The sequence below is a fragment of the Pseudomonas sp. S07E 245 genome (genome assembly GCF_019599025.1).
Classification (GTDB): Bacteria; Pseudomonadota; Gammaproteobacteria; order Pseudomonadales; family Pseudomonadaceae; genus Aquipseudomonas; species Aquipseudomonas shirazensis.
Window position 1 is genome coordinate 1,759,072 of record NZ_CP080625.1, and the last position, 25,249, is coordinate 1,784,320.

General features: G+C 61.4%; 22 protein-coding genes. 9 read left to right on the plus strand and 13 right to left on the minus strand.

Translation table 11 applies throughout. The features are described from left to right. Positions 1-1,028 precede the first annotated feature (1,028 nt). The 4 genes from K3F44_RS25095 (at position 1,029) to K3F44_RS07865 (ending at position 5,409) form a co-directional block, all read left to right on the plus strand. A complete protein-coding gene (locus tag K3F44_RS25095; protein WP_409077668.1) occupies positions 1,029-1,682 on the plus strand; it encodes a methyl-accepting chemotaxis protein in 654 nt (217 codons plus the stop codon). 396 nt (positions 1,683-2,078) lie between these two features. Beyond that, positions 2,079-4,202, plus strand: coding sequence for a TonB-dependent siderophore receptor (locus K3F44_RS07855; RefSeq protein WP_220634159.1), 2,124 nt, complete (start codon positions 2,079-2,081; stop codon positions 4,200-4,202). A gap of 257 nt (positions 4,203-4,459) precedes the next feature. Beyond that, positions 4,460-5,053, plus strand: coding sequence for a GNAT family N-acetyltransferase (locus K3F44_RS07860; protein ID WP_220634160.1), 594 nt, complete (start codon positions 4,460-4,462; stop codon positions 5,051-5,053). Then, positions 5,050-5,409, plus strand: a complete 360-nt coding sequence (locus tag K3F44_RS07865; RefSeq protein ID WP_101319833.1) for a cupin domain-containing protein — start codon at positions 5,050-5,052, stop codon at positions 5,407-5,409. Before K3F44_RS07860 ends, K3F44_RS07865 begins: the two co-directional genes overlap by 4 nt. 93 nt (positions 5,410-5,502) lie before the next feature. Here K3F44_RS07865 and K3F44_RS07870 read toward each other — a convergent pair whose 3' ends face one another. From K3F44_RS07870 to pstS, 11 genes are all read right to left on the minus strand, one after another. Continuing rightward, on the minus strand, positions 5,503-7,914 hold the full coding sequence (locus K3F44_RS07870; protein WP_220633719.1) for a TonB-dependent receptor: 2,412 nt from the start codon (positions 7,912-7,914) through the stop codon (positions 5,503-5,505). 85 nt (positions 7,915-7,999) lie between these two features. Continuing rightward, positions 8,000-8,947 carry a FecR domain-containing protein gene (locus K3F44_RS07875; protein ID WP_220633720.1) on the minus strand — a complete coding sequence of 316 codons (948 nt, stop codon included), beginning with the start codon at positions 8,945-8,947 and terminating at the stop codon, positions 8,000-8,002. Continuing rightward, a complete protein-coding gene (locus tag K3F44_RS07880) occupies positions 8,947-9,456 on the minus strand; it encodes a sigma-70 family RNA polymerase sigma factor (RefSeq protein WP_220633721.1) in 510 nt (169 codons plus the stop codon). The genes K3F44_RS07875 and K3F44_RS07880 overlap by 1 nt, the downstream gene beginning before the upstream one ends. A 174-nt stretch (positions 9,457-9,630) precedes the next feature. Then, positions 9,631-10,728, minus strand: coding sequence for a catalase family protein (locus K3F44_RS07885; RefSeq protein ID WP_220633722.1), 1,098 nt, complete (start codon positions 10,726-10,728; stop codon positions 9,631-9,633). A 57-nt stretch (positions 10,729-10,785) separates the two neighbouring features. Then, complete coding sequence (locus tag K3F44_RS07890) at positions 10,786-10,959, minus strand: hypothetical protein (RefSeq protein WP_220634222.1); 174 nt, start codon at positions 10,957-10,959, stop codon at positions 10,786-10,788. Between the two features lie 112 nt (positions 10,960-11,071). After that, on the minus strand, positions 11,072-11,713 hold the full coding sequence (locus K3F44_RS07895) for a hypothetical protein (protein ID WP_220633723.1): 642 nt from the start codon (positions 11,711-11,713) through the stop codon (positions 11,072-11,074). Continuing rightward, the gene (locus K3F44_RS07900; RefSeq protein ID WP_101319849.1) at positions 11,710-12,411 is read right to left on the minus strand and encodes a hypothetical protein; all 702 of its coding nucleotides are present in this window, start codon (positions 12,409-12,411) and stop codon (positions 11,710-11,712) included. Before K3F44_RS07900 ends, K3F44_RS07895 begins: the two co-directional genes overlap by 4 nt. Before the next feature lie 54 nt (positions 12,412-12,465). Further along, the gene (gene pstB / locus K3F44_RS07905; RefSeq protein WP_217862385.1) at positions 12,466-13,227 is read right to left on the minus strand and encodes a phosphate ABC transporter ATP-binding protein PstB; all 762 of its coding nucleotides are present in this window, start codon (positions 13,225-13,227) and stop codon (positions 12,466-12,468) included. A 74-nt stretch (positions 13,228-13,301) separates the two neighbouring features. Then, positions 13,302-14,195 (minus strand): phosphate ABC transporter permease PstA, encoded by an 894-nt coding sequence (pstA, locus tag K3F44_RS07910; protein WP_101319853.1) that lies wholly within the window; start codon positions 14,193-14,195, stop codon positions 13,302-13,304. Then, the gene (gene pstC, locus K3F44_RS07915; RefSeq protein WP_101319855.1) at positions 14,195-15,160 is read right to left on the minus strand and encodes a phosphate ABC transporter permease subunit PstC; all 966 of its coding nucleotides are present in this window, start codon (positions 15,158-15,160) and stop codon (positions 14,195-14,197) included. The genes pstA and pstC overlap by 1 nt, the downstream gene beginning before the upstream one ends. 67 nt (positions 15,161-15,227) lie before the next feature. Beyond that, a complete protein-coding gene (gene pstS / locus K3F44_RS07920; RefSeq protein WP_150569102.1) occupies positions 15,228-16,259 on the minus strand; it encodes a phosphate ABC transporter substrate-binding protein PstS in 1,032 nt (343 codons plus the stop codon). A 398-nt stretch (positions 16,260-16,657) separates the two neighbouring features. Here pstS and K3F44_RS07925 point away from each other — a divergent pair, with 398 nt between their 5' ends. Genes K3F44_RS07925 through K3F44_RS07935 form a run of 3 tightly spaced genes read left to right on the plus strand, consistent with a single transcriptional unit; the run spans position 16,658 to position 19,705 of the window. Then, entirely contained in the window at positions 16,658-17,908 is a 1,251-nt protein-coding gene (locus K3F44_RS07925; RefSeq protein WP_220633724.1) for an MFS transporter, read from the plus strand. A gap of 7 nt (positions 17,909-17,915) precedes the next feature. Beyond that, on the plus strand, positions 17,916-19,169 hold the full coding sequence (locus tag K3F44_RS07930) for an arsenic transporter (RefSeq protein WP_220633725.1): 1,254 nt from the start codon (positions 17,916-17,918) through the stop codon (positions 19,167-19,169). 44 nt (positions 19,170-19,213) lie between these two features. Next, positions 19,214-19,705, plus strand: a complete 492-nt coding sequence (locus K3F44_RS07935) for a DUF1543 domain-containing protein (RefSeq protein ID WP_220633726.1) — start codon at positions 19,214-19,216, stop codon at positions 19,703-19,705. Positions 19,706-19,714: 9 nt separating this feature from the next. On the opposite strand, the gene K3F44_RS07940 is transcribed toward K3F44_RS07935, so the two are convergent. Together K3F44_RS07940 and K3F44_RS07945 are read right to left on the minus strand one after the other, a co-directional pair. After that, a complete protein-coding gene (locus K3F44_RS07940; protein WP_150569098.1) occupies positions 19,715-20,566 on the minus strand; it encodes a response regulator transcription factor in 852 nt (283 codons plus the stop codon). A 33-nt stretch (positions 20,567-20,599) separates the two neighbouring features. Further along, positions 20,600-22,090 (minus strand): aldehyde dehydrogenase, encoded by a 1,491-nt coding sequence (locus K3F44_RS07945; protein ID WP_220633727.1) that lies wholly within the window; start codon positions 22,088-22,090, stop codon positions 20,600-20,602. Positions 22,091-22,331: 241 nt separating this feature from the next. On the opposite strand from K3F44_RS07945, the gene K3F44_RS07950 reads away from it, so the two are divergent. Further along, on the plus strand, positions 22,332-23,714 hold the full coding sequence (locus K3F44_RS07950; protein ID WP_220633728.1) for an aspartate aminotransferase family protein: 1,383 nt from the start codon (positions 22,332-22,334) through the stop codon (positions 23,712-23,714). Positions 23,715-23,852: 138 nt separating this feature from the next. Beyond that, positions 23,853-25,220, plus strand: a complete 1,368-nt coding sequence (locus tag K3F44_RS07955; RefSeq protein WP_220633729.1) for an APC family permease — start codon at positions 23,853-23,855, stop codon at positions 25,218-25,220. Positions 25,221-25,249 lie beyond the last annotated feature (29 nt).

Here is a 25,249-nt window from a genome sequence, read left to right on the forward strand (position 1 = left end):
TGATGTTTTATCAGCCATTGATGGCCGATGGAAAAGTCCTAGGCTGCCTTTGCGGTCGTGTGCCAAACGATGTCTTGGGCGATCTTATACAACGTGAGGCCGGGCACATCTATGCCGAGTCGGGCGACAATTATCTGTTCATGGCGCAATCACGCTTTGATCCTGCGGTCGTGCCGGGAACCGCGTTGTCGCGTTCACGTTTCGAGGACGGCACGTTTACCCACGCAGAGAATCTGAAAAGTGGCGTACGCACGCCCTACAAGACCGTGCAGATTCAACGGCACACTGAGTTGGAACTGCGCTTCACCGACCCGGCGACCCAAGAGTTGCACCCAGGTGTGCGCGAAACAATCCGCATGGGCTCCAATCTGTTCGTGACGTATCCCGGTTATTCGGACTATCGGCACATCCCGGTGGTGGGCAAGGGAGTTACGTTCCAACTGCCAGGATCACCTGATCGCTGGGGAATGATGTGCGAGGCCGATCTGGAGGAAGTTTACCGTCGACGCTCACTCAGTTATGGCCTGATGAAACCTTATCTCGCAACCATGACAGGGCTCTTTGCCTGCAATTACACGATTCAACATTACAGCGGCCTGGCACAGGGCATGATCGATGCCCTGGAGGTTTTGGGCATGGTCTGCGCCGCTGCGCTGTTCAGCCTGTTGGGGCCTAAACGGCTTGCGCAACGGTTGAGCGAGATGACAGGCGTGATCAGGACCATTGCCGAGGGCGAGGGCAACCTTCGCCAGCGCCTGGACACCGCGCGAATGGCCAACGACGAGACCGGCGACATGGGGCGTTGGATCAACAGCTTCATCGATAATCTGGACTCGGTGGTCGGCCAGGTAGTGAAGGCCAGTCGCACCGTCGGCGCCACCAATCAGATGATGCTGGGGCGCAGCCAGGAAGCCGGCATCACCTCCGCCGAGGTGGCCGAAGCGGTGCATTGCATGATGATCATCGTTGAAGAGCAACTGGGTGAAATTCAACAAGCCTCTGCCAGTGCCGAACAAATGAAACAGGCGATGGACGAAGTCGTAACCCGTGCTCGCGAGCAGTTTCTCGCGGTGCGGACAGGCACCCAGTCGATTCGGGATGTGGTCGAGCGCTCTTCCGCAAGCGTGCAGTTACTCGACAGCCGCATGACGCAAATCGGCAACATTACCGGGCTGATCAGTGACATCACCAACCAGACGAACCTGCTGGCACTCAATGCTGCCATCGAAGCCGCACGCGCAGGCGAACATGGGCGAGGTTTTGCCGTGGTTGCCGATGAGGTACGTAGCCTCGCCTCACGTACCTCTCGGGCTGCCGATGATATTCGGCAGATGGTCGAGGGCTTGCAGAATGAAACACAAACCGCCGTCAGCTTCATGAAGGAAGGCGTCAAGGACGTCGATAACAGCTTGCGCCTGGCCGAAGATGCGTCCTCGGAAAACGTGCAGTTGCATCAAGCGGTGGAAAGTATGTTTGCGGTCATTCAGCAGTTGAACAAGCGCAGCCTTGACTATGGCAAGACAATCAAACAGGTCGACCACTCTTCGGCGCAGATGCGTGAGACGGTAGTGGTGTTGCAAGGCAGTGCCGAGACCGTGCGGCTCAATGCCAACAAACTGCAAAAACTGGTGGGGCAGTTTGAAGTGAGCAGCATCAGCAGCGGACAGGTGGCGGCTGCTTGATAACGCCGCAAGGGCGCCAGCAATGCAGCGCACCCCGTTGATGTGCCCAGCCATGGCCAATCAGATGATCAACGATCACGACGCCGTGGCCGGCAATCTCTTGTCAGGCAGCCTCCAAGCTTCGGAGCATGTAAAGGCCATAGCTTGCAGCAACGACTTATCGATAACTATTATCGTGGCGCAAGTGCAAATCCTTCTTGTTTAGATGTAAAGTTCGCGCGCTGTTGCTGACTGCCACCGCGCACTGCCGTGAAGGGCCACAAAGCGTCCTCCGCTTCGCGCGAACATAATGAGAAGACCAAAGGATGTTCCTTCGCCATGCGCCAGGTTACCCACCCAAGCCCCGAACATTTCGCCCGACGCCCAGCCTTCAGCCTTAGCGCACTGGCACTGACCATGGCCAGCCTCGGCTCAGGCAGCCTGCAGGCCGCTGAGGCCAATCCGGTACCGGCGTCCGTAGAAATTGACGCCACCAATGTAACCGGGCAGAGCGTCGAACGGCCCACCGAGCATGTGCTCGGTTACGTCGCCAAACGCAACATGAGCGCGACCAAGACCGACACGCCGATCATCGAGACGCCGCAGTCGCTGTCGGTAGTCACGAGCGACGAGATCCGTGACCGCCAAGCGGAAACGATGGCCCAGGCGCTGAGCTACACCCCAGGATTCACGGCCAGCTCGACCGCTTTCAACCGGACTGCTGACCGCTTCCGCATCCGCGGCTTCTCGGTCGAATCCGCCACCGGCGGCTCGCTGCGCGACGGCCTGCGTCTGCAGACCAACTCCTACGACGGCATTCAGGAACCGTACGGCCTGGAGCGCGTCGAGGTCATTCGCGGCGCTGCCTCGGTGCTCTACGGCCAGCTCTCGCCCGGTGGCATGGTAAACGGCGTCAGCAAGCGCCCAACCGAGGCGCCGCTGCATGAGCTGAATCTGCAGGCGGGCTCCAATGACCGCAAGCAGCTCTCCGCCGATTTCAGCGGGCCACTGGCCGGTAGCGACACCCTCAGCTATCGCCTTACCCTGCTCAGCCGCAACAGCGACACCCAGCAGGATCATCTGAACGACGACAGGTTCTACATCGCCCCGGCGCTGACCTGGCGCCCTGACGAAAACACATCGCTTACGCTGCTGTCCTTCTACCAGAAGACCGATACGCGTTTCCCCGCGCCTCTGGCCTATCAGTTGGTCGAAGGTGTGGGCAAAGGTGCTTTCACTATCGGTCGCCACGACTTTATCGGCGAGCCGGACTACGGCGACATGAACGGCGAGATGTCGGCCTTGGGTTACGAGTTCAGCCACAACTTCAACGAGCACTTCACGGTCAATCACAAGCTGCGTTATTCCGAGTCCGATGTGAAGTGGAGATACCTGCAAGCGCAGACGTCCGCGGCTGCTATCCGCAATGCCGCCAATACCGGCATCCTTGCACGGCAATACAGCGATCGCCATGAGCGTGCGCGAACCTTGGCCACCGATACCAACATCGTATCCAAGTGGCAGCTCGGCAGCGTCGAGCACACTGCTCTGGTCGGTTTCGACGGCTACGATATCTCTTACGACTCGCATAACTTCCGAGGGGCAGCCCCCAGCCTGGACTTGAGCCGCTACAACTATGGTCAACCCGTAGTGGTCAACAGAAACCCCGCCACAGACCGTGGCTCGCAGCTCGATACGCTGCAAAAAGGTGTCTATTTCCAGGATCAGATCAAGTTCGACGACAAGTGGGTCTTGCAGTTGGGTGGCCGCCACGACTGGGCCGACCAGCAGCAGAAGGCGCACCGCAATGACGCCAAAGCCAGCCAGAGCGACGAGGCCACCACTTGGCGCGCCGGCCTGGTTTACCTGGCGGACAATGGCCTGGCGCCCTACATTAGCTATAGCGAGTCGTTCTTCCCGGTTTCCGTTGCGGAAGTCACTGGCCAGAGATTTGATCCCACCGAAGGCAAACAGTACGAAGTGGGTGTGCGCTATCAGCCCAAGGACAGCAATCTGCTGCTAAGCGCAGCAGTCTATGAGCTGACCCAGACCAATGTACTCAAGCAGGATCCAGCCACCGAAGAGTACCGCCAGACCGGCGAAGTGCGCTCACGCGGCCTGGAGCTGGAAGCCAAGGCGGATATCACCTCGGCACTCAGCATGATCGCTACTTACGCCTATACCGATGCACGCACCACCAAGAGCGCTATTGCCGCCGAAGTGGGTCAACGTACCGACGAGACCCCATACCACCAGGCAGCCCTGTGGACCAGCTATGACTTCGTCAACTGGGGCATTGCGCAACTGACTGTGGGGGCCGGCGCCCGTTACATGGGTACAACACAGGCCTCGGGCGTCGATTCGGCCACCCCAGCCTATACCCTGTTCGACGCCATGGCACGCTACCGGATCGACGACAACTGGGCCGTGACCGTCAACGCCAACAACCTGACCGACAAGCGTTACGTACAGTGCAGCTTCACCTCCTGCAGCTACGGTGACGAGCGCACCCTGCTGACCTCGGTGAACTTCACCTGGTGATCTGCAGCGCCGCGCGCTGAGCAAGCAACTTGCTGCAGCGCGCGGCCTTACCTGCCTAATGCAAGGCAGCGCGACCGATCAAGAATAGCCAGGCACAGCGACTCCTCAGATAACCATGAGCATGAGCGCAACGTCGCAGGTCGTGCTGACGGTGTTCGCCCAGAGCATGATGGGTAGCGTCCAACTCGCCTACCCTGCCCGCTGCTAAAGGCGCAATCCTTCAAAACTAACCACCCGAGCCCATGGAAGCACCCCACATGTCTATCGACTTCAGACCCGCTCACGCCTCGGACGCGCACGACATCGCGCGCTTCTTTCAACTGACTTCGGAGGGCATGGCCGACTACATCTGGAGCAAGCTCGGCGCACCAGGGGAAGCGTTGCTGAGTGTCGGTGCGGCTCGCTATGCCAGGGAGCAGGGCGACTTTTCTTACAAGAACTGCCTGATGGCCACGTCCGACGGGCGCGTCATCGGCATGATGCATAGCTATGCGTTGCGCGCGAGCCTTGATGCGCCTGCCGAGGCCGACCCGATCCTCGCGCCTTATGCCGACATGGAAATACCCGACACCTTGTACATCTCCAGCCTGGCGCTGGATGAGGCATGGCGCAGCCAGGGGCTGGGCGTCGAGTTTCTGCGCCACGCGCAGCAGCGCGCCGACGACGCTGGGCTGGATGGGCTATGCCTGATCGACTATGCGGAAAACCACGGTGCCCGCCGCTTTTACGAACGTCACGGTTTTCAAATCGTCAAAACCTGCCAGATCGTTGCGCACCCGATGCTGCGCGTGAGCGGTGAAGCCCATTTGATGTATCGCCCTATCCACAACGTGCCCGAGAACAATCAATGAACAAGAGTCTCACCGTATTCCGCGAACTGGATATCCAACCGGTACGCGACCTGCCCTTTTTCGAAGAAGTCCTGGAAGGCACCCCGCACACGTTGACGTCCAAGTACTACCACGATGAACAGCAAGGTCGCATTTGCGGGGAATGGCAAGCCAGCATCGGCGCTTGGCGCATCGACTACAAAGTCTGGGAGTTCTGCCACGTCCTGAGCGGCCGCTGCGTCATCGAGCTTGAGGGCTGCGCCCCGGTCACATTGGCCGCTGGCGACACGTTCATTATCGAACCGGGCGCCAAGGGCAAGTGGACTGTGCTGGAAGACATGAAGAAGAACTTCGTGATTCTGGTGCCGGCGGGCTAGGTTCTGCACGAAAACCAACCTGACCACGACTCGGTCACGGACACCCGCCCGGCGCCACACTCCCGCGCCGGGCCAGCCCTTCAAGCCTATCGATCAAAACCCAACAGTCGCCGAAACCAGATACGTCCGCGGCGTTGACAAGCTCAACCCAGGCTCACTGTCATCCGACGCCCCGGCCGAAACCCAGTAGCGATCATCCAGCACGTTCTCGACGCTGGCTCGCACCGTCACATCCTTGTCCGAAACCTTGAAGGCGTAGCGCGCACCGAGGTCGAAGCGCTCCCAGCCGTCGATCTTCTTGCTATTGGCCTGGTCGAGGTACTGCGAGCTGGAGTGAATAGCGCGCGTGGTCAGGGTCAATCCTTGCAGCGCAGGTACGTCCCATTCGGCGCCCAGGCTGACGTTGTATTCAGGCGTGGCCGGGGCGCGGTTGCCGTCGGCAATGCCGCCGACCGTGCCGGTCAACTCGCTGTCGATGAACATCACGCCACCGAGCAGGCGGACGCCCTCGAGCGGCTCGCCGAACACACTTAGCTCGATGCCCTTGTTTTCACGCTTGCCGTTGGGGCCAAACACGCGCGTGGCAGCGTTGGTTTCGTAGGCAGGTTGCTTGATGCGAAAGGCGCTGGCGGTCAGGCCGAAGGTACCGAGGTCGTACTTTGCGCCTACCTCGATCTGGCGGCTGATGAAGGGCGCGAAGATGTCGTCAGAATTGCGCGAGGTCGAGGGGGCGATCTTGCCCTGGCTCAGGCCTTCCAGGTAGCTGGCGTAAAGCGACAACTGCTCGCTGAGCTTGAACACCACACCACCCGACGGCGAAAGCTTTTCCTCGTCATAGCCGGTGAGGCCCTTCGCACCATTGCGCCAGTCGTCGACTTTGACCCGCTGCCAGCGCGCGCCCAGGGTCAGTAATACACGGTCGTCGAAAAAGCCTAGCGTATCGGCCAGGGCTATGCCGGTGAACCGGTTTTCGGTGTACACCTCGGCATCAGGGCGGGTCGGGGTGCCGGGTGTTGGGATGGCGCCCGGGTTGTACAGGTTGCTGGGGCTTGCGGCGTAGCGTGCGCCGCCGTTGGTGAAGTCCATGTAGAAGTAGCTGGCTGACAGGTTCAGTTCATGGCTGACCGGGCCGGTAGTGAACCAGTTGCGCAGTCCGGCCATTGCAGTGCGCACCGATTCGTCGCGGGTAAAATCGCGCGGCAGCACACTGAAATCGCCGGCGTCATTGCTGACCGGCACGTTGTGGCGCAAAAAATCGTGGTTGCTCTCGCGCGCGCCGAACGCGGCGTAGGCCATCAGCGAATCGCTCAAGTCATATTCGCCGTTCACCGTGCCGAAGGTGTCCTCGGTACGCGCCTTGGTCCAGGCCTGGGCGTAGTTGCGGTGTACATCCCTGGCGTCTGGCACCTTGGCATCGGCACCGATCAGCACTCGCTCCTGCGGGGCGTCGGTGTCGCGCTGGGTGTGGCCGAGGTCGGTGGACAGGCGCAGCCGCTCACCGCGAAAATCCAGGCCCAGCACGGCCATTTCACGGTTGACGCTCTGGTGATCCCAGGTGGTGTCACCGGACTGCTTGACCGCGTTGAAGCGCAAGCCGAACTGATCACCCTCACCAAAGCGTCGGGCGATATCCACGGCGCCGCCCGCCTGGCTGTCCGAGGCGTAGCTGCCGGTAAACTCGGTGAGCGGTTTGTCCCCTGCCCGCTTGGGTACGACGTTGATGCCCCCGCCGACGCTGCCACGCGGCGAAATGCCATTGATCAGTTGGCTGGGGCCTTTGAGGATATCGACGCGGTCGGCCATTTCCATGTCGATGGAATACGTTGGCAATACACCGTACAAGCCGTTGTAGGAAACATCGCTGTTGAACAGGCTCAGGCCACGGATGGTGAACTGCTCGAAGCGGCCACCTGCAGGGTTGGTCGCGCGCACGGAGGGGTCACTGGCGACCAGATCGTTGAGGGTGCGCGCCTGCAGGTTCTTCACCGTCTGGCTGGTGTAGGTGGTCATGCTGAACGGCGTGTCCATGAAGTCACGCGAGCCAAGCAGGCCCTGCGAGTTGCGGCGAGCGACCTGGCCACCGGCGTAGGGCACGCCGTCATCGGCCACGTGCCCACTGCTGATCGTGGTCGGCGCAATTTCCAGGGTACTGGCATCCTGCGTTACTGGCACCACGGTGTACGCATCAGCGCCTGTCGACTGCAGCCGCAATCCGCTGCCTTGCAGCAATTGGGCGAAGCCTTCCTCGACGCTGTAGCTGCCCGAAAGCCCGGCACTGGAGCGCCCATTGACCAACTCAGGGCTCACCGACAGGCTCACCCCTGATTGCGTGGCAAAACGGGTCAGCGCGACACCCAGGCTACCAGCTGACACTGCGTAACTGCGCCGGTCAACGTCATCGGCCCAACTGACCGGGACGAAAAGTGGTGTAGCACTCAGGCTCAGCACCAGGCTTACGCGCAACAAAGACTCACGGCCTGAACGGCCAGGCATCACGACGGACATAGCGGGCAAGCTCTCGTTTTCAGTTCACTTACCTGGAATGACCGGTGAGGCGAAAAAAAGGGACATGGGTTACGCCTGAGTTTTGTTACACATGAGCGTTGAGGGGCAGCAAGGTGACCCAATAGCGGGTGCGTGACTGCACCTCGAGCGGCAGGCTCGCCGCCAGCAGAGACAGCACACGGTCGGTATCGTCCAGGCGAAAGCTGCCGATCACCCGCAGGTTTTCCAGTTCAGGCGCCCAACGCAACAACCCCGGGCGGAAGCGCCGCAGCTCGCGCAGGAAATCGCCCAGCGGCTGGTTCTGGGCAATCAGCACACCCTCGCGCCATCCGGGCAGCGAAGCATCGAAGCGACCGACCTCACCCGCCCCGCCAGGCCGCAACCTGACCTCCTCACCTTCACGCAAGAATAGCGCCGGCCCCTGCAACGGGTGTAATTGGGCTGCACCGCTGGCGACTTTGATCTGGCAGTCGCGGTCATTGAGGCGCACGCACACATCACTGCGGCCAACCACAACCCGACCGTACGGCAAGTGAATGGTCAGCCCAGCGCTGTCATTCACCCTGAGTGCCATCTCACCGCGCACCAAGGTCAGCTCACGCTTACTCAGGTCGACGTTGACCGCGCTGTCGGTGTTCAACTGCAGCAGGCTGCCGTCGGCCAGTTGCAGGGTTTTCTGTTCGCCGATGGCGGTGTGCACATCGGCCAGCCAAACCTGCACGGGCACCTGACGGGCGATCAACCAAGTGGTTGGCAAGACTGCGGCAATACCCAATGCGCGCTTGATTGCGGCACGGCGCGCAAGGTCGGGACGATCCAGTGAAGCCATGGCCAAGGCCGGCGGCAGCGCTTCAAATCGCTGGCGCAGTTGCTGCGCTTTCTGCCAGATGTGTTCATGGTTGGCGCTGCTGTTGCGCCAGTGCTGGAGGCGAATGTGATCTGCTTCGGTAGCCGTGCCTGACTCCAGCAACGCCAACCAGCGCGCCGCTGCGCGGGCAACCTCTTGCATCTCGCTGGTGGACGCCGTGCGCATCAAAGCTGCACCAGCAAGCAGTGTTTGTAGGCTTGTGCCATATAGCGCTTGACCGTGCGCTCCGACACGTCGAGCCGCTCGGCGATCTCGCGATAGCCCAGGCCGTGCAATTGGCTCCAGAGAAATGCCCGGCGCACCAGCCGTGGCAGGCCATCCAGCAGTTCGTCCAGCGCCTGTAGCGTTTCCAGCAGCAGCCAGCGCTGTTCTGGAGACGGCACGCACTCCTCGGGCAGTTGCGCCAGCGCTTCGAGGTAGGCCGCCTCCAGGCTACGCCGGCTGTAGAAGTTGCTCAGCAGACGCTTGCCCACGGTCAGCAGATAGGCCCGTGGCTCGCGTAACTCCTCGAGTTTTTGCGCGCTGGAGAGTACCCGCAGGAAGGTATCCTGACTCAGATCGGCCGCATCCCAGCTATTGCCGACGCGGTGGCGCAACCAGTTCTCCAGCCAACTGCGATGCTCGCGGTACAGGACGCTCAGGCGCTGATCGGGTGGCGTTACGGCGTCAACCATGGAGTGAGGCTCTGCACTTCAATGAATGGTATTGATTCTATTTAACAATAGAGTCGGTTACCAGATCATTTCCTCCACCGGGTCAGCTACTCAACCAGGGCGGTAAGCCGGATGCTCATGCGCTGCTCGCTGGTAGCCCGCACTGATGCAGTGCTACCAGCGCGTACAGCACTTCTAACGGGGTTCGTGAATAGGACAGCCGTTATGGCTACCCCTGAACTCCGACGACATCTCGTACGAAGGCTTGCGCACTCGCATTACGCCCCCGAGCGGACGATGGGCAGCCAGACCATGCCAAGGACTGAAAGCCATGCCATCGTCGATTTCATGAACCTTGGCGTCATCCCACGAAGGCTGCGCTTCGACCTCCAGTCGAGCGACCGTGAGATACGGGCTGAGATCCTCAGGCCATTCAACCGAAGCGTCCTCGATGGGCATTTTATCCAGATCGGTCGCCAGTTGGACACGGATCTCCCAGACCCCGCCGTGTGTATTGAAGTGCTCGGCAACAGCCGCACGCAGGCCGTCAGGGTTGTCGTCCAGATCTACCTTCAGATCGGTCAATGCCGTCAACTCGGGCGAAACAGGCACTATGGCAAGCTTGGCATAATAAGGACCGTACAGCACAGGCACCACAGTGGTGAAGGTCTCACCGAGGACATGAGTCTGCGGATGGCCGCCGAGGCTCTTTAGTGTGCCGCTCTCCCCGCCCATGGCCTCGACCACCGACTCGACGCCGCGCAAAACCGCTGAAAGCGCTTTCTTCATGCCTGGCGCTCGGTCAGTAGTCTTGGCCAGAAGTTTCAGCGTCTTGAGAAACGCCTTTGGGTCAGCCGCAGTGAAAGCCTTGGCGTTCTGCATCACGAAATCCTGAGTCACCTCGCCCTCACTACCAGGCAAACGAGGTCCATCAACGCCGACAATCTTCAGCGCCAACCCCCTGGGAGTGGACACCTTGTCGTCGAGGATATCGCCGGGGTTGGTCGAGAACCGTAGATAGGCAGAATAACTGCCAGCGCGAGCGAATGCGCCTTGAGCCAAGGCAGGCGGTAAGTCGCCAATTACGACCACACGCCCGCGCAGCAAGCCATGGGCCTTGGCGTGGACACTGCGGTTGGCGTGGCCCTCATCGGCGAAGGTTTTTTCCATGATGTCGTGAAGCGTCTGCGCCAGTTCCTTGCTGGTCTGCGCCTCGTCGTCGGGGATCTGCTCGAACGAGGGCTGGAACATGAGCGGCGCAGTGGCGACAGTTACTTTGGATTGATCACTCATCACAATTCTCCGGCCAAGCTCACGGCTGAAACTTGGCATTTTCATAGAGCCAAAAGTTTACTTGCCCAGATCAGCCTCCAACCGCTGCCCAGCATAGGCCTGCGCCTCGGCGGCATTTTTCACCACTGCAGCGGTGCCGAAAAACTCGTGTGTCACGCCATCGGCGTATTTCTGGTAGGAAGGCGTATTCGTACTGGACTGAGCTGCAGCCAGCAAAAGCTTGTTCTGCATGGTGACCTCCAAGGTTGAGGCGAAAATGTTCGCCTCTACTAACCTCAGGGCCATAAGCGGGAATGACGTTCAATTATCCGACGTTGGCTCAGACGAATGGATGCTGCTCGATCTACTGCCCAAGCGACTGATTTGCAGACCACTGCGGCTCCACACTTTGGCGAGTCAGCTGGCCGTAGCGCTGCGGTTGATGCCAAGCCAGCTGCGCATGCACCTTGGCAGTGGCCTCCAGGACCTTCTGCGTCCAGTTGTCATCCTGCGGAGAGACGACCACGACGCGGAAACCGTGATCGATACCCTCAGCCCGAACTCCGTCAGAATCATCCACATGCAGATCGATGTCGAACAGGCCCGGATGCTTGGACGGTGGCCGTGACAGCCCATGCTCGGCCATCACATGCAAATGCCGGTCATTGTTGACCACGCCGTCGACGCGGATGCCATACAGCAACAGCCAGCGCTTGATATAGGCCGGGGTGCGGCCAGACGAGGTATAGATCCACACGCTGCAATTCTGCCGGCGCAGATCGCGAATCAGCTCACGAGTACCAGCGCGCAGCGGTTCACCCAGCCAATCATGCATGAACCCTGGCAGCTTGCTGCTCTCGGCTGGGCAATTGTGGTGGTGGCAGGCCAAGGTGTCGTCGATATCAAACGAAATACGAACCTGTGGGCGGCCCAGCAGGCGCGTTGCCGCTTGCCAGCCACGAGAGATGCCGGCCTGGCACTGTTGCAGCACTGGCGAGCGGCTCATCGGTGAGTCCCCTGATAACGGCGCGCAGGCGGCGTGTTGAGGAAGAACACCGTAGCGGCCGGTGCTTTGGCCTCGAGGAAGGCGGCGTACTTCTTTTTGATCTTGGGCAATTCGTACAAGGCTTTGACACCGTGTTTGGCGGAGTTGCGGATGACCGAGGACGGGTTGAAATAACCCTCGGCGTTGTCCAGCGTCAGCACAAACGGCGGCAGCCCTTCGCGCATCAACAGGTAACTGACCAGGAGCGAGCCCGTGCGGTTGTTACCTTCGATAAACAGCTGCGGCTTGCTGAGGATGCGCACATACACACCGGCTGCGCGCTTCCACACCGAATCGCTGTGGTACGAGCAGTACCAGTTGTACAAATCCTTGATGCCGCCTTCGACGTTGTTGAAGAAATGTTCTTCAGTTGCAGCCAGGTGCTGAGCGAACTCCACCCGCCGTGCCGGGTCACTGCCACAAAGCACGGTGGCGTTGATCTCGAGCATCAGGTTCAGCTGCTGCAGGTCGAACAGGTCGATGCCGCGGGCAACATAATCGTCTACCAGGGCATAGCCTTCCAGCACATTCTGCAGCACCTCGTCGGTGAACGGATCGCGCTGCTCGGTGAAGTGCTGGCTGAGCTCGCCGAAGCGGCTCTGCACCTCCCGCAGTGCGCGCTCTATAGCGCGTAGATCAAGACGACGTGTTGCAGACATTGGCAATCCCGAGAAACAATTTAACAAAGGCGACAGCGCTGAGACTGGCTCGAATCAACTGAACTTGCCGCTGATGTAGTCATTGGTCAGCTGCTCACGCGGGCTTTCGAAGATCTGCGTGGTCGGCCCCATCTCGACCAGATAACCAGTGCGTGTGCCTTGGGAAATGTCCACCGAGAAGAACGCCGTGGTATCAGCCACACGGATCGCCTGCTGCATGTTGTGGGTCACCAGGGCGATGGTGTAGTCCTTCTTCAGCTCGACCATCAACTCTTCCACCCGGCGGGTTGCAATCGGGTCCAGCGCCGAGCACGGTTCATCCAGCAGCAGCACTTCAGGCTCTGTGGCAATGGCACGGGCAATGCACAGCCGTTGTTGCTGGCCACCGGACAGCGACAGGCCGCTGGCCTTTAGCTTGTCCTTGACCTCGTCCCACAGCGCAGCGCCCTGCAGCGCGTGCTTGACGCGATCGCCGAGGTCACCCTTGTAACGATTCAAACGCAGACCGAAGGCAACGTTGTCGAAGATGCTCATCGAGAACGGGTTGGGCTGCTGGAACACCATGCCGATGTAACGGCGCACTACCACCGGGTCGACGCCTTTGCCATAGACGTCCTGGCCAAGGAAGTGCACGTGGCCTTCGAAGCGGAAGCCTTTGACCAGGTCGTTCATGCGGTTGAGGCTACGCAGCACAGTACTCTTGCCACAGCCAGACGGGCCGATGAAACCGGTGATCTTGTTCTTCTCGATCGGCACGTGGCTGTCGCGCACAGCGAGGAAGTTGCCGTAGAAAATCTTGTCCAGTTTGCAGTCCATTACCACGGGTGCCTGGCTGACAAACGGAGCGGCTTTTCGCGCAGTGGATACGTTCAATTCAGTTGCTCCTGAGTTCAGTACTTGGGCTTGCCGAAGATACGGCTGACGACATTGACTACCAGCACGATCATCACCAATACCAACGAGGCGGCCCATGCCAGTTCGAGCTGATTGTCGAAGGGCATGCCGGAGAAGTTGTAGATAAGTACGGCAAGCGATGCCGTCGGGTTCATCACGGCCAGGCTGCCGTCATGGTAGATCCAGTAGTTGCTGAACAGCGCCGTGAACAGCAGCGGTGCGGTCTCGCCGGCAGCGCGGGCAACCGCCAGCATGACGCCGGTGAGGATCGCCGGCAGGCCGGTGGGCAGGACGATCTTCCAGACCACCTGGGCGCGGGTGCAGCCCATGCCGTAGGCGGCGTCTTTCATGATCTTGGGCACCATCTTCATGGCTTCTTCAGCGGTCAGCACCACGATCGGCAGCATCAGTACCGCCAGTGCCACGCCACCGGCAGGCGCCGAGTAGGTGCCAGTGGTCATGACCACCAGCGCATAGGCAAATACCCCAGCCAGGATCGACGGCAGGCCGGTGAGCATCCGCGCAGCAAAGCGCGAGGCGTTGGCCAACTTGCTCTCAGGGCCAAGCTCGGCGAGAAACACAGCGGCGATGATGCCCACTGGCACTGCGATGGCTGCGGCGATGCCGACCATGACAAAGGTACCGGCCATGGCGTTACCGAAACCACCGCCCATTTCGAAACCGGTGGGTGGCAGCTCGGTGAACACTTCAAGATTCAGGCGAGCACCGCCACGCATGATCAGCATGTACAGCACGGAAATCAGCGGCACGCTGGCCAGAAACGCTGTGCACCAGACCAGCGTGGTCAGGCTCAAGCTGCGCAGGGCGCGCCCTTCGAACCGGCGTTGCAGGCTTGGCACTGCAGCTGTTGGCGACGAGAGGTCAGTCATTATTTGTTACCCCGTTGCGCGTAGAGCATGATCATCGAGCCGAGCACGTTCACCAGCAGGGTGATGAACATCAGCACCAGTGCGGCGTACATCAGCACCTCGACCTCGTTCGGCCCGGCTTCCGGGAAGTTCAGCGCGAGCAAGGCGGCCAGGGTGTTGGCCGGGGCGAACAGCGACAGGGTGATGGTGTTGGCGTTGCCCACCAACATCGCCAAAGCCATGGTTTCACCCAGGGCGCGGCCCAGACCAAGCACCAGCGAGCCAAAGATGCCGGTTGCAGCGGCTGGCACCATCACCTTGAGGATGGCCTCCCAGTGGGTGGTACCCATGCCGTAGGCGGCCTGCTTGGTTTTCATCGGCACGCTGGTCAGGGCGTCCTGGGACACAGCGGCAATGGTCGGCAGAATCATGATGGCCAGTACCAGCGCCGCAGGCAGCAAGCCTGGGCCGCTCAGGGACGAGCCGAAAAAGGGGATCCAGCCCAGTTCGCTGTTCAGCCACGCGGTCAACGGACGGATCGCCGGGATCACCACGTAGATGCCCCACAGGCCGTAGACGACGCTGGGGATCGCGGCGAGCAGCTCGACGATGGTACGAAACACGGCTGCAAGCTTTGCAGGGAGGAAGTCCTGGGTCAGGAAAATGGCCATGCTGACGCCGAAAAAGCCTGCGATCAGCAAGGCGATCAGGGCGCTGTAAAGCGTGCCCCAAATAGCGGGAAGAATGCCGTACTTGCCTTGGTTGACATCCCAGACGGTGCCGAACAGCACGTCGAAACCGTGCTTCTCCATGCCGGGCAGTGCCTTGCGGCCGACTTCGAAAACCAGCGCAACCACCAGCGCCAGGATCAGCACCACGCCGATGCGGGCGAGCGCACGGAAGGCGCGGTCAACCAGAAAGTCCTTGGTGGACGGTGGCCGGCACGCTGAGTCGGGGTTATCCGGTATGGCAAAAGGTGTGTTCATTGGCGAGTTCCGGGACAGGGAGCAAACGCTGCGGGCTGAACGCTCAGTCCGCAGCGACCTGGCAGTGTTACTGGATGTTTGCGGAAGCTTTGCGTACTTGCTCTACAACCGACGGCGGCAGCGGGATGTAGCCCATCGAGTCAGCAATCTCCTGACCCTTGGTCAGGCTGTACTCGACCATTTCACGCATCGCCTTGGCCTTAGCCGGGTTGCCGTTGTCCTTGCGGAACAGCATCCAGGTGTAGGAAGTGATCGGGTACGACTTGGCACCGTCCGGATCCGGCAGCCAAGCGACCAGGCTTTCCGGCATTTTCACCGCAGCCAACGCTTCGGCACCGCTCTCGGCGTTTGGCACGACGTATTTGCCGGCTTTGTTTTCCAGCTGGGCGAAGTCGACCTTGGCCAGTTTGGCGAAGCCATATTCGATGTAGCCAATGGCGCCTGGGGTCTGACGAACAGTAGCGGTTACGCCGTCGTTTTTCGGCGACTTGATGAACTTGTCAGTGGCTGGCCAGTTGACGGTGTTGCCTTCACCCAGTGCTTCTTTGAACGCAGGGTTGATTGCCGACAGGTGTTTGGTGAACACCGCGGTGGTACCGCTGGAGTCAGCACGAACAACTACGGTGATCGGCGTGGCAGGCAGCTTCAGATCCGGGTTGGCGGCAACGATCTGTGGGTCGTTCCACTGGGTGACCTTGCCGAGGAAGATGTTCGAATACACTTCACGCGACAGTTTCAGCCCCTTGGGATTGCCTGGCAGGTTGTAGGCCAGAACGATTTCGCCGGCGGTCATTGGCAGCATTTGTACGCCTTCGCCGACCTTGGCGATGTCTTCGTCTTTCATCGCCGAGTCACTGGCGGCGAAGTCGACGGTCTTGTTCAGGAAGTCCTGAACCCCTGCCCCGCTCCCCTTGGATTGGTAGTCAACGGTGACGCCAGCAGTGTTCTTGCTGAAATCCTTGAACCAGGTCAGGTAGATCGGTGCTGGGAAACTGGCGCCGGAACCGGTCAGGCGCACGTTTTCTGCGGCGAAGGTTGCCGAAGTGGCGCTAAGAGATACCGCAACGGCAAGTGCAGCAGACTTCATCAGGCGTATCATGGAAAAGCGCTCCGTGTGATGGCCCGCACACATTGCAGCACTCTTGTTACAGCTTTGTGACGGTTGAGTGGCATACGAAGTGTTTATCGCTGAAACAGGCGTTTCAGAGGTGCTGGTGTAGGTCGAGACTCGCGCCATCACGCAGACCTGTGTAGGAGCGGCCTTGCCGGGGCGCCGGACCGGTCGCGAAAGGCCCGCACAGCGGGCCCGGAGATTTCGGCGGCGAAGCTGAGATCTGGGGCCGCTGCGCAGCGCTTTCGCGACACAAGGCCGCTCCTACAGGCGCTGTGGGTCTGGAACCTATTGCTCATTACACCAGTCATTCTGCTCAAGTGAGGTGTGATCTGACGGGTGTCGATAACGCTTCATCCCCACGCCCCCCCTGCGAGACTCAAACCTTGGACAACCTCCGGCAAACCGACTCTCATGATCGTGCGCTCGACTGGCTGAACTTCTTTCTGGCTGATGTTCGCGATGGCCTGGGGCCGTATCTGGCGATCTATCTGCTCGCGGTGCATCAATGGCAGCCGGCAAGCATCGGCCTGGTTATGACCATCGCCGGGGTCACCGCGCTGCTGGCGCAGACACCGGCGGGTGCATTGATCGACCGCACGCCCGCCAAGCGCGCCGTGGTGGCGATTGCGGCACTGCTGGTTACCGGGAGCTGTTTGCTGCTGCCGCTGATCTCATCGTTCGGGCTGGTGGCCTTGACCCAGACCATCAGCGCGATCGCAGGCTCCGTGTTCGCCCCGGCAATTGCCGCCATTACCCTGGGTATCACCGGCCCGAAGGCTTTCACCCGACGCGTGGGGCGCAACGAAACCTTCAACCATGCCGGCAACGCCTGCTCGGCGTTGCTCGCCGGCGGCCTGGCCTACCTCTATGGACCAGTCGTGGTGTTCTACCTGATGGCCGCGCTGACCATCGCCAGCATTATCGCCGTCAAACGGGTGCCAGCAGCGGCCATCGACCACCAACTGGCCCGTGGCCTGCCCCACACGCCAACCGGCGACACTCAGCCAGCCGGACTGAGCCTGCTGCTGCACAACCGCACACTGCTGCTGTTCGCCGTGTGCTGCGCGCTTTTCCACCTGGCCAACGCAGCAATGCTGCCGCTGGTAAGCCAGAAGCTGGCCCAGGTGGACCTGCGCCTGGCCACACCGCTGACCTCGGCCTGCATTGTCGCGGCGCAACTGGTGATGGTGCCGATGGCACTGCTGGTTGGCGCCAAGGCCGAGCAGTGGGGGCGCAAGCCGTTTCTGCTGGTGGGATTCTTGATCCTGCCTCTACGAGGCGCGCTGTACGTCCTCTCGGACAATCCCTTCTGGCTGGTCGGCGTGCAGCTGCTCGACGGCATCGGCGCAGGGATCTTCGGCGCGCTGTTCCCGATCGTGGTCAAGGACCTGACCGAGGGTACCGGGCGCTTCAATGTCAGCCTCGGCGCATTGACCGCGGTGTTCAGCCTCGGCGCTGCACTAAGCCCGGGCATCGCTGGTTTGGTGGTACAGTCGGCCGGTTATGACGCAGCCTTCCTGACCCTGGCTGGCATCGCCGCTGCGGCGTTCGTGCTGGTACTGGTCGCGCTGCCGGAAACCTCCTCCCGCTCGGCCGAAGCGCCGACGGTCGTCCCTACTGTGGCAGGAAGCTGAATCCACCATGCCTGTTGTTGATACTGCGCTGATCATCTGGTTGGTGGCGGCCCTCGCCACTTGTGGCGTCATCCTGCGCCCCTGGCGTATCCCCGAATACGTCTGGGCCATGGGCGGCGCGCTGCTGCTCACCGTGCTCGGCCTGATTGCGCCACAAAAAGCCTTGGCTGCGATGGCCGAAGGGGGTGATGTATACCTGTTTCTGATCGGCATGATGGTGCTGGCCGAACTGGCGCGTCAGGAAGGCTTGTTCGATTGGCTGGCGCGCTATGCCGTAAGCCACGCCCGCGGCTCCGGGCAGCGCTTGTTCGACCTGGTGTTTCTGGTCGGCACCCTAGTCACCGTATTCCTCTCCAACGATGCCACCGCCGTGGTGTTGACCCCGGCGGTGTATGCGGCGTGCAAGGCGGCCAAGGCCGAGCCCCTGCCCTATCTGTTCATCTGCGCATTCATCGCCAACGCCGCAAGCTTCGTTCTGCCGATTTCCAACCCGGCCAACCTGGTGGTCTTCGGCAGCCAGATGCCGCCGCTGCTGGAGTGGCTGAGGCAGTTCAGCCTGCCGTCGCTGGCAGCGATCAGCCTGACCTACATAGTGCTGCGCCTGACCCAGCGTAAACAGATCATGCAGCCACTGGCCCTGACCGTTGACTCGCAGCCGCTGACTCCCGGGGCCAAGCTGTGCGCGCTGGGCATTGTCCTGACCGGGGCACTGCTGCTGACCGCCTCGGCGCTGGACACTGCGCTGGGCCTGCCAACCTTCTGCGCTGGCCTGACCACCACCGCCTTGATTCACCTGAGCCAGCGCCGCAGCCCGATGCCGGTGCTGCGCCATGTCGCGTGGGGCGTACTACCTTTGGTGGCCGGGTTGTTCGTGCTGGTCGAAGCCGTGGCCCAGACCGGCGTCATCGATCATCTGGCGCATGCCCTGGCGGCACTCGCCGAACAGTCGCCAGCGCAAGCCAGCTGGGCTGCCGGGGTCGCTGTGGCGATTGCCAGTAACCTGATGAACAACCTGCCCAGCGGGCTGATCGCAGGCTCGATGGGGCACATGGTGCAGTTGCCTGGGCAAACCACGGCGGCGCTGCTGATTGGCGTCGACCTGGGCCCCAACCTGTCGATCACCGGTTCGCTGGCGACCCTGCTGTGGCTGGTAGCCATCCGCCGTGAGGGGGAGAATGTCAGCGCCTGGCGCTTCCTGCGGCTGGGCTTGCTGGTCATGCCGCCGGCATTGGCGGCTGCGCTGTGGGCCGTGAAGTTTTGAGCGGGCGCTGGCGAAAGCCGCAGCGCCCAGCACGAGGATAATTCATGCTTTACGTTGTCATGCTCGGCGGGCGCCATCCGCGCGCCAGCATCGAAGTTCACGATGTAGTCTTTGCCCAGGGCGACTCGCTCGAGCAGCTCTACCCTGAGCTACGCAATGCCTGGTTCGGCAGCCTGAAAGGGCTGCACATCGACTCCTGGCTGGAAGTGCACGGCATCGACAATTACCGCGTCGAGTTCAGCCAGGCAGCGCCGCAACCCGGCGCAGTGCGCTTGTTCTTCCTCAATCTGGGCGGTTACGAGCGGCAGGTATTCGGCGAAGCGCACCGTTATCTGCTGGTGGCTGCCAGGGACAAAGCCGAGGCCAAGCAGTTGGGTAAACGGCGCATGGCCGCTGGCTGGTTGAAGCCGCATACCGACGCAATACTCGACGTTGATGATTGCCTGCCGATCGACCTGTTGGCTGGGCGCTATGTGCATCTGGTCGAGGGCGAGCATCAGGGCATTCGCCAGCGCAGCGACTACATCCTTATCTAAGCCACCCGCTCAGGGCCGGCGGCGCAGATAGCTTTCCAGCGGGTCTTTGCTCAACCCTTCCTGCGCCTGCGCGACCGAGGCGATAAACAGCGAGAACAGCTCGGACTGCTTGCCGATGTCGAGCTTGGCGTACAAGTGTTTGCGATGGGTCTTGACCGTGTCCTCGCTGATACCCAGTCGCTCTGCCAATGAGCGTATCGAGTGCCCACGCAGCATGTACTGCGCGACCAGGCATTCGCGCTCGGTCAGCAACGACGAGCCAAACTTCACCAACGCTGCATTGATCTGCCGCCCCAGCGCACTCTCGAACCGCCCGCCAAGCATGTGCGCATCCAGGTCGCCCCAATGCCGACGCACCACCGCCAGCACCCACGGTGCGATGCGCTTGAGTTCGGCAACTTGCTGCCTGCTCAATCGCGAGGTGCTGGCCAGCGCAACGGCGATGGTCAGCTTCGGCCCGAGTGGCACCAGGTAATTGATCTCTTCCTCCAGCCGCGCATGCTGATAGAACGACAGGTAGTACTCACTGCGCTTGAAGTGGTCCGGCGCGACATCGCTGAGGCGATAGCAGCCGGGCGCAATGCCCTCCAGGCTCGCGCGGTAGAACGGGCACAGCAGATAGAAGCCTTCCAGATACTTGCGCACGTTGCCCTCAGGCATCCACGGCCCCTCATCGTCGCGCTCGAACAGCGTCGACGGCAGGCCTTCATGGGGAAACAGAAACACCGTGATGGCATTGGCCGGCGCCAGCAGGTTCAGCGCCGAATACAGCGACTCGACAAAGGCCGAGGTGCCGATGCAATCGGTCACCTGTGCCATGTGCTGAAACCACTGTTCGGATCCAAGCCGGTCTGTACTCATCACGGGCGTCTCGTGTGCGCCTTGGGCCAGCGCTTAACGCAGCTGGAACCAGGTGGTTTTCAGGTGGGTGTACTTGTCGAATGAATGCAGCGACAGGTCACGGCCAAAGCCGGACTGCTTGCCGCCACCGAACGGCACGCTGACATCCAGCGCGTCCATGGTGTTGACCGACACCGTACCAGCCTTCAGCGCCTTGGCAACCCGGTGCGCGCGGTTGAGGTCGTCGCTCCACACCGAGGCCGCCAGGCCGTAGACACTGTCATTGGCCAGCGCTACCGCCTGCGCCTCATCGTCAAAGGCGGTGACGGCCAGCACCGGGCCGAAAATCTCTTCACGGACCAGCTTGCTGTCCGGATTTACCTCGGTAAATACGGTGGGCTGGATAAAGTTGGATGAGCCGTTGAACGTCAGTTGCTGGCCTCCGCAACGCAGCTGCGCGCCCTCCTCCTGCGCTTGCCCGATAGCACGCATGATCCGCGCGGTTTGCTCGCTGTCGACAATGGCCCCGGCGGCACTCGCGGGGTTGAGCGGATCACCCGGCAGCCACGCCTGCGCCTTGGCCATCACCCGCTCGACGAACTCGTCGTGGATAGCTCGCTGCACGTACAACCGTGAATTGGCCGAGCACACTTCGCCTTGATTGAAGAAGATCCCGAACGCAGCTTTTTCAGCTGCCAGATCGAGATTCTGGCAGTCGGCAAACACCAGATTCGGGCTTTTGCCACCGCACTCAAGCCAGACCTGCTTGAGGTTGGACTGGGCCGAATACTGCATGAAGTACTTGCCCACCTGAGTCGAGCCGGTGAACACCAGGCAATCGACATCCGGGTGCAGCCCCAAGGCTTTGCCGGCTCTCTCGCCGAGGCCCGGGACAACGTTGAGCACCCCTTCTGGAATGCCCGCCTCCAGCGCCAGCTGGCCAAGACGCAAGGCGGAAAACGGCGACTGCTCGGCAGGCTTCAACACCACGCTGTTCCCGGCAGCCAGTGCCGGCGCCAGCTTCCAGGCCGCCATGTCCAGGGGGAAGTTCCAGGGCACCACCGCAGCGATCACGCCCAGTGGCTCGCGGGTGATGGTGGCCAGCGTGTTGGCAGCCGTCGGCGCGACCTGATCGTAGAGTTTGTCCAGCGCCTCGCCATACCAGGCAAACACCCCGGCTGCGCCCGGCACATCAATGTTGTAGGCGTCCATCACCGGCTTGCCCATGTTCAGCGAGTCGAGCAAGGCCAACTCTTCACGGTGCACCAGCAGCAGCTCGGCCAGTTTCAGCAGGATCTTCTTGCGCTCACCTGGCGCCATGCGTGCCCACGGCCCCTGGTCGAAGGCCTGGCGCGCAGAACGCACTGCCAGGTCCACTTCACGCTCACCGCAGGCGGCAACCTGCGCCAACACCTGATTGGTTGAGGGGTTGATAGCGGTAAAAGTCGCACCTGTAGACGACTGCACCGCCCGGCCGCCGATGAGCGCGGTGTCGATGAAGGTTTGGCGCTGGGCCCGCTGTTGCCAGTAGTTGAGGTCGAACACGCTGCACTCCTCTTGCGACCGTTTGCCGGTCCGTTGTTATTGACTGGAGACAATCGTGCGCCACTCGCAGCGGCAGGCAAATTCGCAAAAATGTGGTCCGGACCCATGAAAAAGCTCTGCAGCCACACCAGCTCGCAGCTCACCCCAAAGGGTGATTTCGGTGGTTTTCGAGGTGTGGGAGCATTTCCGGGACTTCAGTTGCATCCGCCCTGCGCGACTCCCAAAAAAGAGAACAAACGTCATGAACGCACCCTTCATCCCGCAACGAAACACCCAGGACTATCAAAAGGCCGACGCGGCCCACCACATCCATGCGTTTCTCGATCAAAAGGCCCTCAACGCCGAAGGGCCGCGGGTGATGGTCCGCGGCGAGCGTTTGAATTTGTGGGACAACGACGGCAACCGTTATCTGGATGGCATGTCCGGCTTGTGGTGCACGCAACTGGGCTACGGCCGCAAGGACCTGACCAGCGCCGCTGCCGCGCAGATGGATCAGTTGGCGTACTACAACATGTTCTTCCACACCACTCACCCGGCGGTAATCGAGCTGTCCGAACTGCTCTTCAGCCTGTTGCCGGGCCATTACAGCCACGCGATCTACACCAACTCCGGCTCCGAAGCCAACGAAGTACTGATCCGCACCGTGCGCCGTTACTGGCAGGTGCTGGGCAAGCCACAGAAGAAGGTCATGATCGGCCGCTGGAACGGTTACCACGGCTCGACCCTGGCCGCCACCGCGCTGGGCGGGATGAAGTTCATGCATGAGATGGGCGGGATGATCCCCGACATCGCCCACATCGACGAGCCGTACTGGTACGCCAACGGCGGCGAGCTGCCCCCCGCCGAATTCGGCCGACGCTGCGCGCTGCAGCTTGAAGAAAAGATCCTCGAACTGGGTGCGGACAACGTCGCTGGTTTCATCGCCGAGCCGTTCCAGGGCGCCGGCGGCATGATCTTTCCGCCTGAAAGCTACTGGCCCGAGATCCAGCGCATCTGCCGCCAGTACGACGTGCTGCTGTGCGCCGATGAGGTGATCGGCGGCTTTGGCCGTACCGGCGAATGGTTCGCCCACCAGCACTTCGGCTTCGAGCCCGACACCCTGTCCATCGCCAAGGGCCTGACCAGCGGCTATATCCCCATGGGCGGGCTGGTGTTGAGCGAGCGCATCGCCGAGGCGCTGGTCGAGCGCGGCGGTGTATTTGCCCACGGCCTGACTTACTCCGGCCACCCCGTTGCGGCGGCAGTGGCGGTGGCCAACCTCAAGGCCTTGCGCGACGAAGGCATCGTGCGCCAGGTCAAGGACGACACCGGTCCTTATCTGCAGCAACTCCTGCACGAGGCGTTTGCTGATCACCCGCTTATTGGCGAGATTCAGGGCACCGGTCTGCTGGCGGCGTTGCAGTTCGCCGAGGACAGACCAACCCGCAAACGCTTCGCCAATGAAAACGACCTGGCCTGGCAGTGCCGCACCTATGGCTTTGAGGAAGGCGTGATCATCCGCTCGACGCTGGGCCGCATGATCATGGCCCCGGCGCTGATCGCCAGCCGCAGCGAGCTTGATGAGCTGGTCGAAAAAACCCGACTGGCCGTCGACCGCACCGCGCGCAGCATCGGCCGCCTCTGACCCGAGCGCAACGCCCAGCCCGATCCGGCTGGGCGCCTTGCGTGCAGCGCTGCGCCCCCTCTCGATACGGCTTCATCACCGGTAGCGAGTACACCTCGCCTACTGCAGCGTCCTGTATTCGCCTTCCAGGAGTTCGCAATGACTATAACAACAAGCTCAGCCGACACTCACTGTGCGCAAGCCCCGGCGGCTCGCCGCTTTCGCCAATCCATGGGCCTGCCCGCGCTGGTGCTGTTCGGCCTGGCCTACATGGTCCCGCTGGCCGTGTTCACCACCTATGGCCTGGTCACCCAGATGACCAAAGGGCACTTGCCCACGGCCTATCTGCTGACCCTCGGCGCGATGCTGCTGACCGCCTACAGCTACGGCCGCATGGTCCAGGCCCATCCCTATTCTGGCTCGGTGTACAGCTACACCCGTAAAGCCTTCGGCAGCTACTTCGGCTTCATCGCCGGCTGGACCTTGCTGCTCGACTACATCTTCCTGCCGCTGCTCAGCTACCTGCTGATCGGCATCTACATGTCCGAGTACTTCCCGGCGGTGCCGGCCTGGGTCTGGGTGCTCGGCTCGATCAGCCTGGTGACCTTTCTCAACCTGATCGGCATCGAGTCGATCACTCGGGTCAACTGGATTCTGGTAGTGGTGCAGTTGGTGTTCATCGTGGTCTTCGTGGCGCTGTCGGTCAGCAGCCTGAGTGGCCAGGGCGAGCCAGTGTCGCTGTTCAAGCCGTTCTACCACGACGGTTTCAGTGTGCCGCTGGTGATGACCGGCGCGGCCGTGCTGTGCCTGTCATTCCTCGGCTTCGATGCGGTTTCAACCATGGCTGAGGAAACCAGCAACCCGCAGTACCGCATCCCGCTGGCGATCATGGTAGTTTCGCTGGTCGGCGGCCTGCTGTTCTTGCTGGTGTCGTATTTTGCCCAGCAAGTGTTCCCCGACTGGGCCAGCTTTGCCGACCCCGACTCGGCCTCGGTGGATGTCATGCGCCGGGTCGGCGGCGAGCTGCTGGTCAGCGCCTTCACTGCCACCTATGTCGCCGGCTGCTTTGCCTCGGCGATGGTGTCCCAGGCCAGCGTGTCGCGGGTGCTGTTCGCCATGGGCCGCGACGGCGCGCTGCCGCGGGTGTTCGGCCAGTTGCGGACGAAAAAGCGGGTGCCGGCCAGCGCCATTCTGCTGGTCAGTGTGATGTCGTTACTGGCACTGGTGCTGACCCTGGACACGGTGGCCAACATGATCAGCTTCGGCGCGCTGTTTGCCTTCTCGGCGGTGAACCTGGCGGTGGTCAAACACTACCTGGTCGACCAGCAACTGCGCGGACCGCGCAATTACCTGCTGTTCGGGGTCATTCCGGCACTGGGTTTTCTCAGCACCTTGTGGCTGTGGAGCAGCCTGTCGAGCATGTCATTCGCGATCGGCTTAAGCTGGATGGGGTTGGGCTTGCTGTGCCTGCTTGGGCTGACTCGGGCGTTCCAGGTGAAATTGCCTGAGTTGCAGATGGCTGAATAGCCGAAGGACAAGACTACCAACGGTGCCGT